This window comes from Cryobacterium sp. TMS1-13-1 (genome assembly GCF_004403125.1).
GTDB classification, from domain to species: domain Bacteria; phylum Actinomycetota; class Actinomycetes; order Actinomycetales; family Microbacteriaceae; genus Cryobacterium; species Cryobacterium levicorallinum.
In genome coordinates this window covers 161,723-182,356 of the sequence record NZ_SOGX01000005.1, presented here as the reverse complement: position 1 = coordinate 182,356, position 20,634 = coordinate 161,723, and the positions used below count along the sequence as shown (strand labels likewise).

The window sequence follows — 20,634 nt, the reverse complement described above, 5'->3', positions numbered from 1 at the left end:
GGCCGGAAAGCACTGCGGCTTTCCGCACCTTTGGGGTACGTATAGATACATTACGGCCAGACCACCCACCCGTCAAAACGCCCCCCACCCGGGCGTGTCGCACCGCTCCGCACCCACTCGCCGGCCTTCACGGCCGCAGACCAGCCGACGGCGATCTCGACAAGCTCGATCGACGGAATGGGGCGTTTTAGAGACCGGCCCGCGCTCTACTCATGAACCGGTCCACCGAGAAAGCCGGGCCCACCTTCGGGAACCGGGCCCACGATAGAACATGGGCCCAGTTTCCGGGCCCGGGCCCGGAACATATCCATGGATGGACCGACCGGGGCTGGCTGCGGGTGACGGGGCAGGGCGGGGTGCCACACCCCACTGGAGACGGCTAAGTCGCGGGGGCCTCGGCGGCGAAGAGCTCGCTCACGGAGTTGTAATACTGGTCGGTTCTCCCCTTGTGCGTCATACCGATGCGCAGGCAGACCCGTTGCGACGGACGATTGCTCGGGGTGGTCACGGCCACCACCCGGTCGAGTCCCGTCTTCCATCCTTCGGCCAGTACAGCGGATGCCGCCTCGGTCGCGTAGCCGTGGTGCCACGCGTTCGGGTGAAAGTGCCAGCCGATCTCGGTATCCCCCGACGGTTCAAGCGGCGTGACCGGGCTCGAGGATGGAATCGACTTGAGCAGCAGGTTGCCGAAGATTTCGCCGGTGTCAGCATCCGTTACGGCCCTGATGGCGTGAATGGGGTGTTCCATTCCCTGCCACCGGGTGATCACAGCGATCGCCTCGGCGCGGTCGGTCATCACCCGCGGATGCAACCCGATGTGTTGCTGCACGGACCACAACGAGTACAACCCGAAGACGAAGTCGGTGTCATCGAGGGTCCAGGGGCGCAGCAGCAGGCGTTCGGTTCGAAGAGTGTCCACGTCGACATCTTGCCACCCACACCTGCCCGACCCCTGCACCGAGCTCAAGCCTCGAGACAGCTACTCGACGAAAATGCCGGCGAGCGTCTTCTTGCCGCGACGCAGTACAGCCACTCCCCCGGGAAGCACCGATCCTTCGATGGTCCGGTCGACGCTGGTGACCTTCTCGTTGTTCAGGTAGACCCCGCCCTGCTGCACCGCGCGGCGCGCGTCACCGAGACTCTTCGACAATTCCGTGTCGACGAGCAACTGCAATACGGTGGCGTGCGGCGCCGTCGTGGTGTGCGGAAGTTCGCGCAGCGCGGCCTCGAGGGTATCGGGGTCGAGTTCGGCAAGGTCGCCCTGGCCGAACAGCGCCTCGGCGGCGTGGATGGCAGCATCCGTCGCCGCCTGGCCGTGGACGAGGCTGGTCACCTCGAGGGCGAGTCGGCGCTGCGCTTCCCGGCGGAACGGTTCGTTTTCGACAAGCTCGGCGAACCGATCGATTTCGATCCGTGACAGAAACGTGAACACCTTGAGCCGAAAAACCACGTCGGCATCGTCAGTGTTGAGCCAGAACTGGTAAAAGGCGTAGGGGCTCGTCAGGTTGGGGTCCAGCCAGACCGCGTTTCCCTCACTCTTGCCGAATTTGGTGCCGTCGCTGTTGGTGATGAGCGGCGTGCCGATCGCGTGCACGCTGCCGCTTTCGGCCCGACGGATGAGATCGGTTCCGCTCGTGAGATTGCCCCACTGATCGCTGCCACCGGTCTGCAACACACAGTTGTAGCTGCGGAACAGTTCGAGGTAGTCCAGGCCCTGCAGAATCTGGTAGCTGAATTCGGTGTAGCTAATGCCGGCATCAGAATTTAGCCGCGCGCTGACAGCATCCTTTTTGAGCATCGTGCCGACGCGGTAGTATTTGCCGATTTCGCGCAGAAAATCGATCGCGGAAAGCGGTGCGGTCCAGTCCAGGTTGTTCACCAGGGTGACGGCGTTATCGCCCTCTGAGCTCAAGAACCGCGAAACCTGGGCCTGCAGGTAGCCGACCCATTCTGCGACGGTATCGGTCGGGGTCAGCGTGCGCTCGGCGGTCGGGCGCGGATCCCCGATGAGTCCGGTGGATCCGCCGACCAGTCCAAGCGGATGATGCCCGGCCAGCTGCAGGCGCCGCATCAGCAGCAGCTGCACGAGATTGCCGAGGTGCAGGCTCGGCGCGGTCGGGTCGAATCCGCAGTAGTAGGTGATCGGACCGCCATCGAGCAGCGCTTTGAGCTCGGTCTCGTCGGTGGAGACGTGCACGAGGCCGCGCCAGTTGATCTCCTCCCAGACGGAATCGAAAGAGGGATCGTTGGTCTGCTGGGCGAGGATGGTGGGGTCTGACACGCGTTCAGATTACCAGCCGTGGCAACCTCGACGAATTGCGGGCGGCATCCGCTCGTCTCGAAGAGCAATTTAGCCTAAAACCTATATCTCATTTGATTTAGTCTGTGACCTGAATTACAGTGAATGCAGGACGGAGCCTCAGCCCATGTTTGTCATCACCGCTGACCAGATTGACAGCCGCAACGATCACGATCGAGCGCGGGAGATGATCGCGCGACTCGTAGACCAGAGCCCGCACGCATTCAGTCTGCCGCCCGACCAGACGGCGGGCGATGAGATCCAATTGCTCGTCTCGACGGCCCGGCCGACGCTCGACGCCATTCTCACGCTGCACCGTTCCGGCCACTGGAGCGTCGGACTCGGGGTGGGCACCGTACGCACTCCGCTGCCGGCGTCGACCCGGCAGGCCACCGGTGGCGCGTTCATCGCAGCCCGCGAGGCCGTGCTTCGGGCCAAGAAGACCGAGGCGCACTTTGCGCTCGACGTCGGTCAAGCGGATGCCACAGCCCCCGGCATCGAGGCACTCCTCACCATGCTCCTGCTGCTGCGTCAACGCCGCTCCCCGCAGGGCTGGCAGGCCGGTGATCTGTTCGAAAGCGGACTGGCCCAGACCGACATCGCGGACAGGCTCGGCATCACCACCGGGGCGGTGAGTCAGCGGCTCAAAGCGGCGCAGTACCGGGTCGAGCAGGCCGCACGGCCGGCGTTGGTTAGGCTGCTAGAGCAACTCGATGCTGGCCCGAACACCGGCCCGAACGAAACGGAACCCGCATGACTTTCACCGTTCTCACGTTTCTGTACTGGGTCGCCCTACTCCTGGTCACCCTCGCCACGCTCGCCAGCGCCGCGATCGCCTTCAAGCTGCATCGGCAGCTCTACGCCGTCGCCGCCATCGCCGGGCTTGCCGTCGCGCTGGTGTTGGCCGCTGTCCCCGTCGGGCCCGGCTCGAGCGCTTTCGGCATTGTGCTCGGCATGCTCGCCCTGGCCCTCGCCGTCATCGGCGGCGGCCCCGTCGCGGTACTCGCCCTCGATCTCGCCACCAACAACTCGGTGCCGCCGGGCCAGCACGGCGGAATCATGGTTCTGAACGCCAGAAAACCGGCCCCGACCATGGCCGGGGTCAGTGACCCGGAGACCCACGAGGTGCTGCGCGGGGGTGTGACCATCGGCATCCTGGAACGTCTCGCAGTGGCCGGCGCTATTCTGGCTGGGTTCCCCGAGGCCATCGCCGTCGTCGTCGCCATCAAGGGTGTCGGCCGGTTCACCGAGCTGGCCGCGGCAGAATCGCGTGAGAGGTTCATCATCGGCACCCTGTCAAGCCTTACCTGGGCCTGTGCCTGCGCCGCCCTCGTGCCGATGGCGCTGGTCTAGCGCCGCTCTTTTCGTCGGCCTGAACGGATGCCTCCCCCGGCATCCAAAACCGCCACGGGGACACGATTCCACGCGCCAACCCCACTGACTCGCCAGCCGTGCCGGACGCGTTCGGCACGGTTACCGGCTGAGCGCCGCCGTCAGGTCGCGTACCCGATTGACCAGGTGGGCCCGCTGCTCGGCGACGCGCACCGGCGCGGTTCCGCCGGCGCCGTCGCGGCTGTCGACCGATCCGCGGATGGTGAGCACCTCGCGCACCTCCGGAACGAGGTGCGGCGAAATCGCCAGCAGCGCCGCGTCGTCGACCTCGTGCAGGTCGAGTCCGTTCGTCTCGGCGAACTTCACCAGCGAACCGGTGATCTCGTGCGCATCACGGAACGAAACGTGGCGTTTGACCAGCCACTCGGCGACATCCGTGGCGAGGGAGAACCCCTGCGGCGCGAGCTCGGCCATCCGCTCGGTATGGAAGGTGAGGGTCGCGACCATGCCGGTGAAGGCGGGCAACAGGACTTCGAGGGTCTGGATGGAGTCGAAGACCGGCTCTTTGTCTTCCTGCAGGTCGCGGTTGTAGGCGAGCGGCAGGCCCTTGAGCGTGGTGAGCAGCCCGGTGAGGTTGCCGATCATGCGGCCCGACTTGCCGCGAGCGAGCTCGGCGATGTCGGGATTCTTCTTCTGCGGCATGATCGAGGACCCGGTGGAATAGGCGTCGTCGAGGGTGACGAACCCGAATTCGCGGGTGTTCCAGAGAATGATCTCCTCGGCCAGCCGCGACATGTCGATGCCGATTTGCGCGGTGATGTAGGCGAATTCGGCGACCAGGTCGCGGCTGGCGGTGCCGTCGATGGAGTTCTCAACCACGGCGGCGAAGCCCAGGTCGACGGCGACGAGATGCGCGTCGAGACCGAGGGTGTTGCCGGCCAGGGCGCCGGAACCGTAGGGGGACGCATCCGCTCGCCGGCCCCAGTCCGCGAAGCGGTCGAGGTCGCGTACCAGCGGCCAGCAATGCGCCAGCAGGTGGTGGGCGAGCAGCACCGGCTGGGCGTGCTGCAGGTGGGTGCGGCCGGGCATGATAGCCCCGGAGTGCGCTTCGGCCTGAGCGGCGAGGGCGTCGATCAGTTCGATGACGAGGGACGCGAGAATGGCGGCGTGATCGCGCAGCCACATGCGCACAAGCGTTGCGACCTGGTCATTGCGGCTGCGGCCCGCGCGAAGTTTGCCGCCCACCTCGACGCCGATGATGTCGATGAGGCCACGCTCGAGGGCGGAGTGCACGTCTTCATCGGCAACGGCCGGCAGAAATTCGCCGGCCGCGACGGCGCGCTCGAGTTGTTCGAGCGCGCCGACCATCTGGGTCAATTCGGTGTCGGTGAGATATCCGGCGGCGGCGAGGGCCCTGGCGTGCGCGCGGCTGCCCTGCAGGTCGTATTCGGCCAGCATCCAGTCGAACTGGGTCGACTTGCTCAGCCGTGCCAGTTCCGGCGACGGTCCCCCGGCGAAACGGCCGCCCCAGAGGGCACCAGCTCGGCCGGCGCGGTTTTTCTCACTCGACACGGATGCCCTACTTCGCGGCGGCGTCGCGTCGTGCGGCGACCTTGCTCGGCAGCGACCACAGCTCGATGAAGCCCTTCGCCATGGTCTGGTCGAAGGAGTCGCCGGTGTCGTAGGTGGCGAGGTTGAAGTCGTACAGGCTGGTCGTGCTCGAACGCCCCGTGACGACGGCAGTGCCCGCGTGCATTTTCAAACGGATATCGCCGGTCACGTACTTCTGAGTGTCCTCGATGAACACATCGAGGCTCTTCTTCAGGCCGGAGAACCACAGGCCGTCGTAGACGAGCTCGGCCCACTTGCTCTCGACGCCGCGCTTGTAGCGGGCGACGTCACGTTCGACGGTCATGTTCTCGAGCTCTTCGTGGGCGGCGATAAGCGCCATTCCCGCGGGGGCTTCGTAGATTTCACGGCTCTTAATGCCGACCAGACGATCCTCGACGATGTCGATGCGACCGACACCCTGGTCGCCGGCGAGACGGTTCATGAGCTGGATCATCTGCAGCGGGGTGACCTTCTTGCCGTCGATGGCGACGGGCACACCCTGCTCGAAGGAAATGACGACCTCGGTCGGGGCGCGGGTGACCGACGGGTCCTGCGTGTAGGTGTAGAGGTCTTCGATCGGCGCGTTCCACGGATCTTCGAGGAATCCGGTCTCGACGGCGCGACCCCAGACGTTCTGGTCGACCGAGTACGGGCTCTTCTTGGACTGCACGATGGGCAGGTCGTGCTTGGCGGCGTACTCGATGGCTTTGTCGCGGGTCAGCGCGAAGTCGCGCACCGGGGCGAGCGAGGTCAGCTCGGGGGCGAGCGCGGCGACGGCGGCTTCGAATCGAACCTGGTCGTTGCCCTTACCGGTGCAGCCGTGGGCGACGCTGTCGGCGCCGAGTTCCTTGGCGGTGGAGGCGAGGTACTTGGCGATCAGCGGGCGGCTGATGGCCGAAACGAGCGGATAACGCTTCTGGTACAGAGCGTTCGCCTTGAGCGTCGGCACGATGTAGTCGTTGGCGAACTCGTCCTTGGCGTCGATGACGATGGATTCGACGGCGCCGCAGTCGAGGGCGCGCTGACGGATTACGTCCATGTCTTCGCCCTCCTGTCCGACGTCGACGGCGAGGGCTACAACCTCTTTGCCGGTGGCATCTTTGAGCCAGCCGATGCCGACCGAGGTATCCAGTCCGCCCGAGTATGCGAGTACAACGCGTTCCGCCATGGTTCTCCCTAAAATCTTGATCTGTTTGAAGTTTACGTGCTGTGGCGCGGCCCCCCGGTCGCCCGGTCAGAAAGCATGAGAGCGGATGGCCGCGCTCGGGTCGGTCAGGCCGCGTTGTGGGCGAGCAGCCAGACCAACAGCGCCTTCTGGGCGTGCAGGCGGTTCTCCGCCTCGTCCCAGATGATGCTCTGCGGGCCGTCGATGACGTCGGCGGTCACCTCGTAGCCACGGTCGGCCGGCAGGCAGTGCATGAAGTGCGCGCCCGGCTTGGCCAGGCTCATCAGTTCCGCGTCGACCCGGTACTGGCCGAGGTCGCCGAGGCGCGCTGCCTTCTCCTCTTCCTTACCCATCGACACCCAGGTATCGGTGATGACCACATCGACACCGGTGACGGCCTCGCGCGGGTCGGTGAACAGCGCGACCGAGCCGCCGGTCTGGGCGGCGATGGCGGTCGCATCCGCTACGACCTGATCGGTGGGGGTGTACCCGACCGGCGACGCGATACGCACGTGCATCCCCGCAGTCGCGCCGGCGAGCAGGTAGGACTGGCCCATGTTGCAGGCGCCGTCGCCGAGAAAGGCGAGGGTCTGGCCGGCCAAGTCGCCGCGGTGTTCCCGGATGGTGAGCAGGTCGGCGAGCAGCTGGCAGGGGTGAAAATCATCGCTGAGCGCGTTGATGACCGGCACCGTGGTACCGAGCGCCATTTCTTCGAGTCCGGCCTGACCGTAGGTGCGCCAGACGATTGCGGCGACCTGGCGTTCCAGCACGCGAGCGGTGTCGGCGGCGGTTTCCTTGCCGCCGAGCTGGCTGTTCGCGGTGCTGATGATGAGCGGGCTGCCACCCAGGTCGGCGATGCCGACCGCGAAGGACACCCGGGTGCGGGTCGAAGACTTGTCGAAAATGACCGCCACGGTCTGCGGGCCGTTGAGCGGGCGCACCGCGAATCGGTCTCGCTTCAGCTCCAGGGCCAGGTCGAGAATCTCGGCCTGTTCGGCCGGGGAGATGTCGTCGTCGCGCAGGAAATGGCGGGTCACGGTGTCACTTTCGGTTGGAATGCTTTTAGCGGGCAAGCGGATGCCGCTCCAGCGGCCCCGCACGGTTCCCAGCAAGCACAGAGGGATTCGTCCAGCCTAGAGGCTGGCCAGGGCTCGCCCGAACCGGTCCTGGAAGTCGGCGAGTTCGGTGTCACCCACGATCAGCGGTGGGGCGATTCGAATGCTGGTCTCATTGGCGGCGTTGACGATCAGGCCCTCGCCCAAAGCCGCAGCTCCCAGCTTCAACGCAACCGGTTCGGTCAGGCCGATGCCGAGCAGCAGTCCGCGCCCACGCACTTCCTCGATCCAGGGAGACTTGAAACCGAGAATGATCTCGCGCAGCTGCTGGCCCCTTAAGGTGGCGTTGGCGGCGAGATCGTCGCGTTCGATCACGCCGAGCACCGCGTTCGCGGTCGCCGTCACCAGCGGATTCCCGGCAAAGGTCGAGCCGTGCTGGCCACGGCGAAACAGCTCGGAGGCCCAGCCAAAGGTGACGAGCGCACCAATGGGAACACCGCCGCCCATCCCTTTGGCGATGGTGACAGCATCCGGAAGAATATCGGCGTGGTTGTAGGCGAACCAGGCGCCGGAACGCGCGATGCCGGTCTGGATCTCATCGAGGATGAGCAGCACACCGTGCTCGGTGCACAGCTCCCGCGCACGCTTCAGATAGCCATCGGGCAGGTCGATGACGCCGGCCTCGCCCTTGACCGGTTCGAGAAACAGTGCGGCAACGGTGTTGTCGATGGTCGCCTCGAGTGCCTTGATCGTGCTGTCGATGTGTTCGACGCCGCCGGGAACCGGTTCGAATGCCTCGCGCATGTGCGGTTTGCCGGAGAGTGCGAGGGCTCCCATGGTGCGACCGTGGAAGGAGTCGTGCAGCGAAATAATGCGGTTGCGGTGGCCCTTATTGTTGAGGCGGGCCAGTTTGAACGCGGCCTCGTTGGCCTCGGCACCGGAGTTGCAGAAGTAGACCCGACCTTCGTCGCCGGCGCCGGTGATGCGCTTGAGACGTTCGGCCAGTTCGATCTGCGGCGGCGTGGCGAAATAGTTGGAGACGTGGCTGATCGTGCCGATCTGCTTCGTGACGGCGGCGACGACCTCGGGGTGGGCGTGGCCGAGCGAGTTCACGGCGATGCCGGCCAGAAAGTCGAGGTACTGGGTGCCTTTTTCGTCCCAGACATAGCAGCCCTCACCGCGCACGAGCATGGCCAGCGGCGGGCTGAAGGTTTTCATCATCGCATCGGCGAAACGGTTCTGCCAGGGTTTTTCTGCGGACAAACTCATGCGGGTACTACCTCCGTGCCGATGCCGCTTCCAGTAAAAATTTCGAGCAGGATCGAGTGCGGCACTCGCCCGTCGATGATCGCGGCCTTGGCGACGCCGCCGTCGACGGCGTCGAGGCAGGCGGTCATTTTGGGGATCATGCCCGATTCCAGCTGCGGAAGCAGACCGCGCAGCTCGACCACGTCGATGATCGACACCAGCGAATCCCGGTTCGGCCAGTCTCGGTACAGCCCGGCGACGTCGGTGAGAATCACGAGCTTCGCCGCGCCGAGCGCGATCGCGAGTGCGGCAGCAGCAGCGTCGGCGTTGACGTTGAGGGACTGGCCGGGGACATCCGTATCGGGGGCGATCGACGAGACCACCGGGATGCGGCCTGCCGCGAGCTGGGCGAGCACCGCTTCGGGGTCGACGTCGATGACGTCGCCGACCAATCCGAGGTCGACTTCTTCGCCGTCGATGACCACGCCGCGGCGTCTTCCGCGGAACAGGCCGGCGTCTTCGCCGGACAGTCCGGCGGCGAGCGGACCGTGCTGGTTGATGTGGCTGACCAGGTCGCGGTTGATCTGGCCGGTGAGCACCATGCGCACCACGTCCATCGCTTCGGGCGTGGTCACCCGGTAGCCGCCGCGAAACTCGCTCTCGATGCCGAGGCGCTTGAGCATGGCCGAGATTTGCGGGCCGCCGCCGTGCACGACGACCGGGCGAATTCCGGCGTAGCGCAGGTAGACCATGTCCTCGGCGAAGGCGCGTTGCAGCTCTTCGCTGACCATGGCGTTGCCGCCGAATTTCACGACGATGATCTGGTCGTGAAAGCGTTTGAGCCAGGGCAGCGCTTCGATCAGCGTCGCCGCTTTAACGGATGCTTCGGCCTGGCTGGTTTCGTCTGCGTGGGTGATGTCGGTCATATTCAGCTCGAGTACGCGCTGTTCTCTTCGACGTAATCGTGGGTGAGGTCGTTGGTCCACAGCGTGGCCGTTTCACTACCCGCGTGTAGGTCGATCAATACAGTCACGGCGCGGCCCGAGAGGTCGACGAGTTCGCGCGGCTGGTCGGGCTCCCCCGCTGTGCAGACCTGCACACCGTTGATGGCGACATCGATGCCGTAGGGGTCGAATGCGGCGTCCTGAACCGGTACCGTTCCGACGGCGGCGAGCACGCGGCCCCAGTTGGGGTCGTTGCCGAAGATGGCCGACTTGAACAGGTTGCTCCGCGAGACAGCGCGGGCCACGATGACGGCTTCGTCGTCGGAGACAGCGTTGGTGACCGTGATCGCCACGTCGTGCGCGGCGCCCTCGGCGTCACCCTGCAGCTGCAGGACCAGGTCGCGGCAGGTGTCGGTGAGCGCTTTGCTGAATTCCGCGTGGTCGGTGGGGACGGCACTCGCCCCGGAGCAGAGCAGGCTCACGGTGTCGTTGGTCGACATGCAGCCATCGGAATCGAGGCGGTCGAAAGTGACCCGGGTCGCCGCGCGGAGCGCAGTGTCGAGTTCGGTCGAGCTGAGCACGGCGTCGGTCGTGATGACGACGAGCATCGTGGCCAGTCCCGGCGCGAGCATACCGGCACCCTTGGCCATTGCGCCAATGCTCCAGCCGTGAGGCGAGGTGTGGGAGGCCTGCTTCGGGCGAGTGTCGGTGGTCATGATCGCCTGCGCGGCCAGGAGGCCGGCGTCGGGCGTGGTGGCGGCATCCGTTTTGATGGCGAGGGTAGCGTCCCAGACGCCGGCGGTGACGAGGTCGAGGTCGAGCTGTTCTCCGATCAGGCCGGTGGAGCAGACCAGTACGTCGCCGGAGGAGATGTCGAGGCGCGTGGCGACCGCTTCGGCGGTGGCATGGGTGGTCTGGAAGCCGATGCTGCCGGTATAACAGTTGGCACCGCCCGAGTTGAGCACGATCGCGCTGACCCGGCCGTCGCTCATGACCTGGGTGCTCCAGATGACGGGGTTGGCCTGGCAGCGGTTGCTCGTGAACACGGTCGCGGCGTTCTGCAGCGGACCGAGATTTTGCACGAGGGCGAGGTCGAGCCCGCCGGACTTTTTCAGGCCGGCGGTGACACCGGCAGCAGCAAAACCGGCGGGAAGGGTGACACTCACGGAACAACTCCATTCAGGGTCAGACCGAGCGTTTCGGTCAGGCCCAGGGCAATGTTGGCGGATTGGATGGCAGCGCCGGCGGTGCCCTTGACAAGATTATCGATGGCGGTGATGGTGACGACCCGGCCGGCTGCTACGTCGACGGCCAGGCCGATCAGGGCGGTGTTCGCGCCGAGAACGTCAGCCGTGCGCGGAAAGTGCCCCTCGGGCAGCAGGTGCACGAACGGTTCGTCGGCGTAGGCGCTCTGCCAGGCGGCACGCACGGCCGCGGCGCTGGTGCCCGGCACAATTCGAGCGGTCGCGGTGGCGAGGATACCGCGGGCCATCGGCACGATCACCGGGGTGAACGAGATGGTGGCGTTGGTTTCGGAGCCGGCCCAGCGCAGCGACTGCACGATCTCGGGAATGTGCCGGTGGGTGCCGCCGACGGCGTAGGGGTTGGCCGAGCCGAGGATCTCGGCCGCGAGGTTGGGTAGCTTCAGGCTCTTGCCGGCACCGCTCGGGCCGACGGCGAGCACCGCGACGAGGTCCTGCGTCTCGATCACGCCGGCCTGGATGCCGGGAGCCAGGGCGAGGGCGACCGTGCTGGCGTTGCAACCGGGGGCGGCGATGCGGCGGGCACCGACCAGTCGGTCGCGCTGCTTGCCGGTGCCGATCAGCAGTTCGGGTACGCCGTAGCTCCAGGCGCCGAAGTAGTCGCCGCCGTAGAACGCGGCCCAGTCGTCGGGGTTCTCGAGGCGATGGTCGGCGCCGCAGTCGATGACGAGGGTGTCGGCCGGCAGGTGCGCGGTCAGCTCGCCGGATTTTCCGTGCGGCAGGGCGACGAAGACGACGTCATGCCCGCTGAGGTTCTGCGGGGTCGTATCGACCAGGGTCAGGTGGGCGAGGGAACGCAGCGATGGTTGCACATCGATGAGGAGCTGCCCGGCATTGCTGTGCGCGGTGACCGTGCGCACCTCGAATTCGGGGTGTCCGGCGAGCAGCCGCAGCAGTTCGCCGCCCGCATACCCGCTCGCGCCCGCCACTGCCACCGAAAAAACCATGGGTTAAACCTAGCGCGGCCCCGGCGGCCCCGGTTTCGCATCGGCGCGCGGCGTCATGCGCCGGGCGCGAGCATCCGTTTGCCGTCGCCGCACGAGGTCGGCTCGTGGCCCGTGTTTGAGAAGCCCGCACGTGTTCAAACCAGTGCCACCTTCCCAAACAGGTGCCACGAGCAGCGGATGCACCTCCTCCACAGCACCCATTGGCATCAGTTCTCCACGAGTCGTGTCCAGAGCACCACTCAAGGTCGTGCCCGCAGAACACTGGCCACATGCGCGAGATCTTTGAGACCTGTGAGGCCCCCTACGACGGTCTGATCCCGGCGGAGGCATTGCGCGCTTCGGGCATGAACTCCCATGCCGTGGATTCACTTCTCAAACGCGGCGAGCTCGTGCGGGTGCGACGGGGGTGGTACGTCCTCGCCCCGCGCTGGGAAAAGATCGGTGCCGATGGTCGATATCGCTTCTTCGTTCGGGCGACAGCGGCCCGGGCCGAGCGTGACTTGATGTTTTCGCACCGTTCCGCCGCCGTGTTTCACGGACTGCCGCTGATTGGCCCGTGGCCCAAGGGTGTGCAGGCCATCGATCCCGATTCCGCCGGCGGCAGCAGTTCGAGGCTCCTCACAACTCATCGAGGGCCGGTAGACCCATCCTCCTTGGTCATCGACGGCGTCCGAGTAACGAGCCTGTCGCGCACTCTGGTTGATGTGGCGGCGACATCGAGCTTTCTGGTCGGGGTCACGATGGTCGACCATGTTCTGCATCGTGAAGCAGCCCGGATGGCCGCCGCTCAAAAGTCCGGGAGCGTTGGGGCACCACCGATCACCCAGGCAACGCTACTGACCGAGCTGGATTGGGTGCACCCGAGAAATGGGCACCGGGCGGCCGAGAGGGCCATCACGTTCGCCAATGGCCTCTCAGCTAACCCCGGCGAGTCGCTCGGGCGAGTGCGGTTCGAAGAATTGGGCTTCGAGATACCCGAATTGCAAGTGCGCTTCGACGTGGACGGGCGCACGTACTACGTCGACTATTTCTGGCGCGGGGTGCGCAAGATCGGCGAGTTCGATGGCCACATCAAGTACACCCGGGCGGCAGTGATGGCCGGTCGCGACATCGTGCAGGTTGTGATGGATGAAAAGGACCGGGAGAGCATTCTTCGGCCGGAGGTCAACAGCTTCGACCGGTGGGGATGGAAACTCGCGCTCTCGCCGCAGGCGTTCTATCGCTTCCTGATGGACAAGGGTGTGCCGCGAGCGCCAACAAGACGCCACAGTTAATGGCTGCACGCTCCGGGTTCACGCGAGGCTTCGTGGCACTCATCTGAGAAGCCCGCACGTGTTCAAACCAGTGCCACGATCCCAAACACGTGCCACGGGACGCGGAGACCGTCGACCGGCATCCGTCGACCGGAGCCGGCGCGCCACTCTGGTCAGGCTCGTGGCACTCATTTGAGAAGCCCGCACGGGTTCAAACCAGTGCCAACTTCTCAAACACGTGCCACGAGCGGATGCGGCGGGCCCGCCCCGACGGGGCGACTCACGGCATCCGCTGTCTCGCGACGCGCAGGCACCGAGACGCTACTCGCGCAGGGTCGCACCGAACCGGTCGGCCGCGAGAGCGACACCGGCCAGGCGCGCAGCGCTGGCTTCGGCAGCGGTCAGTGTGCGTTCCTCGCCGCGAAAACGCAGCGCGAAGGTGAGTGATTTCTGGCCGGGTTCGACTCCGGCACCGCGGTAGTCATCGACGAGTTCGATGCTCTCGAGCAGGTCGCCGGCGCCCTTCGCCACGGCCGCACGCAGGTCAGCAGCCGGCACGGAGGCCGGCACGACGAGCGAGAGGTCCTGGGTGGCGGCGGGCATCGTGCGGATCGGCGTGACCGTATTGATGACTCCGGCCTGCGCGAAGACGAGCGCGAGGTTAATCTCTGCGACGGCGACGACTGCGGGCAGGTCGTATTCGTCGGCTACCGCGGGCAACAGTTCGCCGGCAAATCCGACCGACACCGTGGCGGCGGTGCCCGGAGCAGCGACGAACAGTTCGGCGGTGCGCCCGGGGTGCATCGCCGGGTGCCGACCCTGACGAACCTCGATGCGCACCCCGGTGGCCAGCGCCACCTGCTGCACGGCGGCCAGCGCCGACTGCCAGCCGGCGGCGACGGCAGCCTGGCCCGGCTGGTGCCGCACGTCGTTGCCGATGAGAACGACGCCGACCAGAAGCGGCTGCGGCACAATTCCCGCGTTCAGCGCCGCCTCATCCTGCGTGCTCGGTCGTGCGGCCCCGGTGGGAAGCACAGCCATGCCGTAGCTCACCCCGGCCACGGGCCGAAAGACCAGGCCCTGCTCGTAGATGGCCACATCGACCAGCCCGCGAGAACGGTTGCGGTGCGCGATCTGCAGCATTCCGGGCAGGATCGAGGTGCGCAAGTACGGCGCCTCACCGTCGAGCGGGTTGGCGACCTTCATCTGGGGCACCGCGACCGGGGCAGCGGATGCCGCAGCACCGTCGGTGCTGTCAGCGTCCGTCTGCGACGGCACGATGGCCATACCGAACAGGTTGTTCGCCTGCTCGGAGACGAACGGATAGGTCAGCACCTCACTGTGGCCGGTGGCGGCGAGGGTCTGCGCGACCGTGCGGCGCAGCGTCTGGGTGTGCGTCAGGCCGCGGCCGGGCGGCGCGACCGGCAGAACCGAGGGAATCTTGTCGTACCCGACAATGCGGGCGACCTCTTCGGCCAGGGTCCACTTGTCGGTGAGGTCGGGGCGCCAGCTCGGCGGAGTGACCTGCAGGTCGCCGTCGGCTTCCTCGAGGGAGGCACCGACGTCGACCAGGGCAGCACGCACCTCGTCCCCGGTGTAGGCAAAGCCGATCAGACCCGACACGAATCCGGTCGGCAGCAGAATCGGCTGTGCGGCCGGCGCCTCGTTGTAAACCGACCCGAGGTCGTCGGCAACTCCCCCGGCGAGTTCCACCAGCAGCTGCACCACGCGGGCGGCGGCAACGGCAGCAACCTGCGGGTCGACGCCGCGTTCGAACCGCTTGCTCGCCTCGCTGGGCAGCTTGTGGCGGCGGGCCGAGCGCGCAATGGACACCGGGTCGAAGTTGGCGGCCTCGACGAGCACATTGACGGTCTCCGAGCTGATCTCGGTGTTCGCCCCGCCCATCACTCCGGCCAGGCCTATTGGCCCGGATTCGTCGGTGATCAGCAGATCTTCGATGTTGAGCGTGCGGGTGACGGCGTCGAGCGTGGTGAATTTCTCGCCGGCGGTCGCGCGTCGCACGATGATGCCGCCGGCCAGCTTGTCGAGGTCGTAGCCGTGCAGCGGCTGGCCGAGCTCGAACATCACGTAGTTGGTCACGTCGACTACGAGCGAGATCGAGCGGATGCCGACCAGCCCCAGCCGGGCGATCATCCAGGCCGGGGTTGGCCGGGTCGGGTCGACGCCGCGCACGACGCGGGTCACGAACACCGTCGCACCGGTCCGGTCCCGAATCGGGGCCTGGTCGTCGATCGTGACCGGGAACCGGGTGACCGGGGCCACGACGGTGAGGGCGAGTGCGGGGTCGCGAAACGGTACGCCGGTCGCGTGCGAATATTCGCGGGCGACGCCGCGAATGGAGAAGGCGTAGCCGCGGTCAGGCGTCACGTTGATCTCGACGGCGCTGTCGTCCAGGCCCAGCAGGGGGATGGCATCCGTTCCCACCGGGGCGTCGATGCCGAGCGATGACAGCAGCAGAATGCCGTCGTGCTCGTCGCCAAGGCCGAGTTCACGGGCCGAGGCGATCATACCGTCGGAGACGTGGCCGTACGTTTTGCGGGCGGCGATCGGAAACGGTCCCGGCAGCGAGGCACCGGGCAGGGTCACAACGACCTTGTCGCCGACGGCGAAGTTGTGCGCACCACAGATAATGCCGTGCACCCCCGGGCCGCCGTCGGCGGCGAGTTCGCCCTCGGGGGCTACGCGCACCTGGCACCAGTTGATGGTCTTGCCGTTGCTCTGCTCTTCGCCGACGAATTCGAGTACCTCGCCGACCACGATCGGGCCGGACACCTCGAAGCGGTGGATGTCTTCTTCTTCGAGGCCGACACTGACGAGAGCGGCGTGCACGTCTTCCGGCGTCGTGCCGGGCGCGAGGTCGACGAATTCGCCGAGCCAGGACAGTGGTACCCGCATTAGATCGTCATCCCATACTGCTGGCTGAACCGGATATCGCCTTCGACCATGTCGTGCATGTCCTTTACATCATTTCTAAACATCACTGCTCGTTCCACGCCGACGCCGAACGCGAACCCGGAGTACACCTCGGGGTCGATTCCGGCGGAGCGCAGCACGTTGGGGTGCACCATGCCGCAGCCGCCCCACTCGATCCAGCGCGCGCCGTCCTTGAAGGTCGGGTGCCAGACGTCGAGCTCGGCGCTCGGTTCGGTGAACGGAAAGTAGTTCGGGCGCAGGCGTACCTTGGCTTCGGGGCCGAACAAGGCCTGCACGAAGTGGTCGAGCGTGCCGCGCAGGTTCGCCATGGTGAGGCCCTTGTCGATGGCGATGCCCTCGATCTGGTGGAACACCGGCGTGTGCGTCGCGTCGAGCTCGTCGGTGCGAAACACCCGTCCAGGTGCGACGACGTAGACCGGCAGTTCGCGGCTGAGCAACGCGCGCAGCTGCACGGGCGAGGTCTGCGTGCGCAAAACGAGGTGGGCATCCGTCGGTTCGACGAAGAAGGTGTCCTGCATGGCGCGGGCGGGGTGGTCTTCGTCGAAGTTGAGCCCGTCGAAGTTGAACCATTCGCTCTCGAGCTCCGGTCCTTCGGCTACTTCCCAGCCCATGGCCACAAACACGTCGGCGGCCCGTTCGGTCAGCAGTGAAATCGGATGCCGCGCCCCGGCCTTCCAAGCGGATGCTGCGGCCGTCACGTCCACCGTTTCGGCTAGCAGCCGGGCGGCGGCTTCCATCGCACCGATCTCATCTTCGCGAGCGGTCAGCGTCTTGGTCACGGCGCCGCGGGCCTGGCCGACGAGCTTGCCGGCAGCGGCCTTCTGGTCGCCGGGCACGCTGCGCATGAGGGCATTGAGCTTCGACAGCGGAGAGGACTCCCCTGCGTGCTCGCTGCGTACGAGCTTCAGCGCGGCGGTCGTAACGGCTTCGGCGATGGCGGCCAGTGCGGCGTCAACCGCGGCGTTCACTGCCTCTTCGGTAATGGCGGGTGGGTCGATGGGACCAGCGGAATCAGACACAGTCCCTGAGTTTACCTGCCTCAGGCGCCCTGGCTTCTGCTCTGGGCGCCCAGCGCGCGCGGGTCGGCCTGCACTGGGTCAATTGGAGATACCGAGTCGTCCTTGGTTACGCTGCCGGCCTGCGGGCCGGTGCGCTTGGCAATTCGGCGTGCCAGCCAGGACAGTGACAGGTTCATGGCCAGATAGATGGCGAGCACAATGAAGAAAAACGAGAATTTGTACTGCTCGCCGAAGAAATTGGCGAGCTGGTTGAGCCCGGCCCGAAGCAGTTCGTTGTAGCCCACGATGAAGGACAGCGACGTGTCCTTGAGTAGAACGACCAGCTGGGCGATGATGATCGGCAGCATCTGGCGAAAGGCCTGCGGGAACTCAATGCGGAACCGGGTGGCCACCGGGGTCAGGCCGATGGCGAGTCCAGCCTCGCGCTGCCCGCGCGGCAGGGCGTTGATCCCGGCGCGGAGCGCCTCACCGATGATGGCACCGTTATAGACAGACAGGGCAGCCACACCCGCCCAGAACGAACCGGTGGAGAACACCAGGAGGATGAACAACATCATGAGCAGTACGGGCATGCCGCGGAAGAATTCGAGCAGCACCGTGGTGGGCACCCGGATCCAAGCGGATGCCGACAATCGCCCGAAGGAGAACAGCACTCCGATCACGAGTGCGAAGACGGCGGCGACCGCGGCCATGCGCAGCGTCGCAAGCGCGCCCAACCCGAGGGTACGCCAGACCAGCAGGTCATTGAAGACGTCCCAGCGGCTGATATCCCAGAGGCCGGGCTGCACCGCACCGTTGGCGCTGGTCTTGGGCAGGCCGAGCACCACAATCAGGGCGAGCAGGCCACCGGCCAGGATGATCGTGCCGACAACGGAGATGAGACGCGATCGCGCGCGGGACTTCGGTCCGGGGGCGTCGTACAGTACAGAACTCATCGGAGCACCGCCACCTTCTTCTCGATCCTGCCGGCGATCAGGCCAAGAGGAATGGTGATGACCAGGTAAAACGCTGCGACCGCGAGCAAAATCGGGATGACGGCATCACCACGGTCATTGGTCACCTTGCGAGCCGCGCCGAACAGTTCGAAGACGAAGAACGCACCGGCGACCGACGTGTTCTTGGTGAGAGCGATGAGCACATTGATCAGTGGCGGCACCACCATGCGGATGGCCTGGGGCATCACCACGAACGTGAGGGTCTGCCCGAAGGTGAGGCCCACACTGCGTGCTGCTTCGGCTTGCCCCACGTGCACGCCATTGACGCCGGACCGAAGCGCCTCGGCCACGAACGGAGAAGTATACACCGTGAGCCCGATGGCTGCGAGCTGGAAGTATCCGGGGCTGAACTCCAGAAGGGGCAGGAGGTAGGCGCAAAAGAACAGTACGAGCGTCAGCGGAGTATTGCGAACAAGTTCCGTGTAGGCGGTTGCGAACACACGGAAGGACGAGATCGGCGAGATGCGCATCGCTGCGACAACAAGCCCGATAACGGATGCGCCGACTCCGGCGATGAGAAGCAGGCCCAGGGTGTTCCGGAAGCCTTCCAGGAACAGCGGTAGGTTGTCGATGACTGCGTCCACAACTCACCTCCTCGTCTTTGTCTGTCTGTGGTCTATGCGTGGAACATGCTGATTTCGTCACCGTGGCGACCCGCCCCTGGGCGGATCGCCACGGCTCAATGCTGGTTAGCGCGAGCTAGCTAGCTAGCTAGCGATTAGCAGGGGTCGACCTAGTAGCGGTCGACGGCCGGCGGGGTGGGGGTGTCGAGCACGGTGCCGGCGGTGGATTCCCAAGCCGAGACCCAGCTTCCGTCCGCATACGCTTCTTCGAGCACGTCGTTGATGAAGTTGCGGAACTCGGTGTCGTCATGCGCGAGGCCGATGCCGTAGGGCTCTTCGGTGAATGCGTTGTTGACGACCTCGAACTGTCCGGCATTCTGGTCGGCCAGGCCGGCCAGAATCACGTTGTCGGTGGTCACTGCGGCGACCTCACCGCTGCGCAGCGGGCCGAGGCAGTTGGAGTAGGTATCCGAGGCGATGATATCGGTCGTGTACTCGGCGATGTTCTTCTCCGAGGTGGAACCGCTCACGGTACACACCTTCTTGCCGGCGAGGTCTTCGGGGCCGGTGATCTTGTCGGGGTTGCCCGCGAGCACGAGCAGGTCCTGTCCGGCCGAGTAGTACGGTCCGGCGAAGGACACGACCTCCTTGCGGGTGTCGTTGATTGTGTAGGTCGCGATCACGAGGTCGACCTGGCCGTTCTCAATGAACGGCTCGCGGTTGGCCGAAACGGCCTCGCTCCAGTTGATGCCCGATGCTGGGATGCCGAGCTTTGCTGCGATGAGCTTTCCCATCTCAACGTCGAAGCCGACGGGGTCGCCGCTGGGGCCGAGCAGGCCAAACAGCGGCTGGTCGAACTTTGTTCCGATGTTGATGGAACCGGCGTCGGCCAGGCGGGCCATGGTGCTTCCCTCGGGGAATGACACCGCGGTCTCCACGGGGGCGGCGTCGCCGGTGGGGGCTCCCGAGTCCGCGCAGCCACTGAGCACGAGCGCACTTGCGATCGCAATGGCCGAAATCACTGGACCTTTTTTGAGTCTCATGGTTTTTCTCCTGATTGCTGGTACTGCTGCTGTGTAAACCCTGTCCACCGATTAGTGGGCAAGTATTTTGGAGAGGAAGTCTTTCGCTCTCGTGCTTTGGGGGTTGGTGAAGAATTCCTCGGGAGTGGTCTCCTCCACGATCTCGCCCTCCGCCATGAAGATGACGCGGTCTGCGGCCTTGCGGGCGAAGCCCATCTCGTGAGTGACGACGATCATGGTCATACCGTCGTTGGCGAGGTCGACCATGACCTCGAGCACCTCATTGATCATCTCCGGGTCGAGGGCGCTGGTCGGCTCGTCGAGAAGGATGACCTTTGGATCCATGGCCAGGGCACGCGCGATGGCGACGCGCTGTTGCTGGCCACCGGACAACTGTGCGGGCATCTTCTGCGCCTGGTTGGCTACTCCGACACGGTCGAGCAGTGCCATCGCCTTCTTCTCGGCATCGGCTTTCTTGAGGCCGCGCACCTTGATCGGACCGAGGGTCACATTTTCGAGCACGGTCTTGTGCGCAAACAGGTTGAAGGCCTGAAAGACCATGCCGACGTCCGCACGCAGGTGGGCCAGGGCTTTACCCTCTTCCGGAAGCTTGACGCCATCGATGGTGATGACGCCGTCATCGATGGTCTCGAGGCGGTTGATGGCCCGGCAGAGCGTCGATTTTCCCGACCCACTCGGTCCGATCACGACGACCACCTCGCCGCGGTTGACCACGGCGTTGATGTTCTTGAGAACGTGCAGTTCTCCGTAGTGCTTGTTGATGTCCTTGACGACGACTAGCGGTTCGCCCCGACGAACGGTGATATTCGAGGTGGCCGGGGACGAATCTATTGGCTCCATACCCTCCAACTTAGAACAGATCACCGGATGAGGGGTGCCAAATTCCCGGACAGTAACGCATTTGTAACAGTCCAGGCATCCGTTGTCTGTGCTACGTAGCAGG

Annotated in this window: 18 protein-coding genes; 3 read left to right on the top strand and 15 right to left on the bottom strand. The window is 65.6% G+C overall.

Features of this window, described 5'->3' with window-relative positions; genetic code table 11:
* Window positions 1-379: 379 nt before the first annotated feature.
* Both E3T31_RS04680 and tyrS read right to left on the bottom strand, forming a co-directional pair.
* Window positions 380-919, bottom strand: a complete 540-nt coding sequence (locus E3T31_RS04680; protein WP_134467689.1) for a GNAT family N-acetyltransferase — start codon at window positions 917-919, stop codon at window positions 380-382.
* A 60-nt stretch (window positions 920-979) separates the two neighbouring features.
* Entirely contained in the window at window positions 980-2,281 is a 1,302-nt protein-coding gene (gene tyrS / locus E3T31_RS04675; protein WP_134467688.1) for a tyrosine--tRNA ligase, read from the bottom strand.
* 145 nt (window positions 2,282-2,426) lie between these two features.
* Here tyrS and E3T31_RS04670 point away from each other — a divergent pair, with 145 nt between their 5' ends.
* Window positions 2,427-3,056, top strand: a complete 630-nt coding sequence (locus tag E3T31_RS04670; protein WP_134467687.1) for a DNA-binding protein — start codon at window positions 2,427-2,429, stop codon at window positions 3,054-3,056.
* Window positions 3,053-3,652 (top strand): hypothetical protein, encoded by a 600-nt coding sequence (locus E3T31_RS04665; protein ID WP_134467686.1) that lies wholly within the window; start codon window positions 3,053-3,055, stop codon window positions 3,650-3,652. Before E3T31_RS04670 ends, E3T31_RS04665 begins: the two co-directional genes overlap by 4 nt.
* Before the next feature lie 120 nt (window positions 3,653-3,772).
* Here the strand turns inward: E3T31_RS04665 and argH are convergent, their stop codons facing one another.
* The 7 genes from argH to argC form a co-directional block, all read right to left on the bottom strand.
* Complete coding sequence (gene argH, locus E3T31_RS04660; protein WP_134467685.1) at window positions 3,773-5,203, bottom strand: argininosuccinate lyase; 1,431 nt, start codon at window positions 5,201-5,203, stop codon at window positions 3,773-3,775.
* 7 nt (window positions 5,204-5,210) lie between these two features.
* Window positions 5,211-6,410 carry an argininosuccinate synthase gene (locus E3T31_RS04655; RefSeq protein ID WP_134467684.1) on the bottom strand — a complete coding sequence of 400 codons (1,200 nt, stop codon included), beginning with the start codon at window positions 6,408-6,410 and terminating at the stop codon, window positions 5,211-5,213.
* 104 nt (window positions 6,411-6,514) lie between these two features.
* Window positions 6,515-7,444, bottom strand: coding sequence for an ornithine carbamoyltransferase (argF, locus tag E3T31_RS04650; protein WP_134467683.1), 930 nt, complete (start codon window positions 7,442-7,444; stop codon window positions 6,515-6,517).
* Between the two features lie 96 nt (window positions 7,445-7,540).
* On the bottom strand, window positions 7,541-8,731 hold the full coding sequence (locus E3T31_RS04645; protein WP_134467682.1) for an acetylornithine transaminase: 1,191 nt from the start codon (window positions 8,729-8,731) through the stop codon (window positions 7,541-7,543).
* Entirely contained in the window at window positions 8,728-9,636 is a 909-nt protein-coding gene (gene argB, locus E3T31_RS04640; RefSeq protein ID WP_134442392.1) for an acetylglutamate kinase, read from the bottom strand. The genes E3T31_RS04645 and argB overlap by 4 nt, the downstream gene beginning before the upstream one ends.
* Window positions 9,637-9,638: 2 nt before the next feature.
* Window positions 9,639-10,820 carry a bifunctional glutamate N-acetyltransferase/amino-acid acetyltransferase ArgJ gene (gene argJ, locus E3T31_RS04635; protein WP_134467681.1) on the bottom strand — a complete coding sequence of 394 codons (1,182 nt, stop codon included), beginning with the start codon at window positions 10,818-10,820 and terminating at the stop codon, window positions 9,639-9,641.
* Window positions 10,817-11,863 (bottom strand): N-acetyl-gamma-glutamyl-phosphate reductase, encoded by a 1,047-nt coding sequence (gene argC, locus E3T31_RS04630; RefSeq protein ID WP_134467680.1) that lies wholly within the window; start codon window positions 11,861-11,863, stop codon window positions 10,817-10,819. The genes argJ and argC overlap by 4 nt, the downstream gene beginning before the upstream one ends.
* A 269-nt stretch (window positions 11,864-12,132) precedes the next feature.
* Here argC and E3T31_RS04625 point away from each other — a divergent pair, with 269 nt between their 5' ends.
* On the top strand, window positions 12,133-13,137 hold the full coding sequence (locus E3T31_RS04625) for a type IV toxin-antitoxin system AbiEi family antitoxin domain-containing protein (protein WP_134467679.1): 1,005 nt from the start codon (window positions 12,133-12,135) through the stop codon (window positions 13,135-13,137).
* A gap of 300 nt (window positions 13,138-13,437) precedes the next feature.
* On the opposite strand, the gene pheT is transcribed toward E3T31_RS04625, so the two are convergent.
* The 6 genes from pheT to E3T31_RS04595 all read right to left on the bottom strand — a co-directional run bounded on the left by pheT (window position 13,438) and on the right by E3T31_RS04595 (window position 20,531).
* A complete protein-coding gene (gene pheT, locus E3T31_RS04620) occupies window positions 13,438-16,032 on the bottom strand; it encodes a phenylalanine--tRNA ligase subunit beta (protein WP_134467678.1) in 2,595 nt (864 codons plus the stop codon).
* Entirely contained in the window at window positions 16,032-17,090 is a 1,059-nt protein-coding gene (pheS, locus tag E3T31_RS04615; RefSeq protein ID WP_134467677.1) for a phenylalanine--tRNA ligase subunit alpha, read from the bottom strand. The genes pheT and pheS overlap by 1 nt, the downstream gene beginning before the upstream one ends.
* 20 nt (window positions 17,091-17,110) lie before the next feature.
* On the bottom strand, window positions 17,111-18,025 hold the full coding sequence (locus E3T31_RS04610) for an amino acid ABC transporter permease (protein ID WP_134442402.1): 915 nt from the start codon (window positions 18,023-18,025) through the stop codon (window positions 17,111-17,113).
* Window positions 18,022-18,669 (bottom strand): amino acid ABC transporter permease, encoded by a 648-nt coding sequence (locus E3T31_RS04605; protein WP_134343670.1) that lies wholly within the window; start codon window positions 18,667-18,669, stop codon window positions 18,022-18,024. The genes E3T31_RS04610 and E3T31_RS04605 overlap by 4 nt, the downstream gene beginning before the upstream one ends.
* Before the next feature lie 149 nt (window positions 18,670-18,818).
* Window positions 18,819-19,691 carry a glutamate ABC transporter substrate-binding protein gene (locus E3T31_RS04600; protein ID WP_134467676.1) on the bottom strand — a complete coding sequence of 291 codons (873 nt, stop codon included), beginning with the start codon at window positions 19,689-19,691 and terminating at the stop codon, window positions 18,819-18,821.
* A gap of 51 nt (window positions 19,692-19,742) precedes the next feature.
* Window positions 19,743-20,531: an amino acid ABC transporter ATP-binding protein gene (locus E3T31_RS04595; RefSeq protein ID WP_134467675.1), complete on the bottom strand. Its 789-nt coding sequence runs from the start codon at window positions 20,529-20,531 to the stop codon at window positions 19,743-19,745.
* Between the last annotated feature and the right edge of the window lie 103 nt (window positions 20,532-20,634).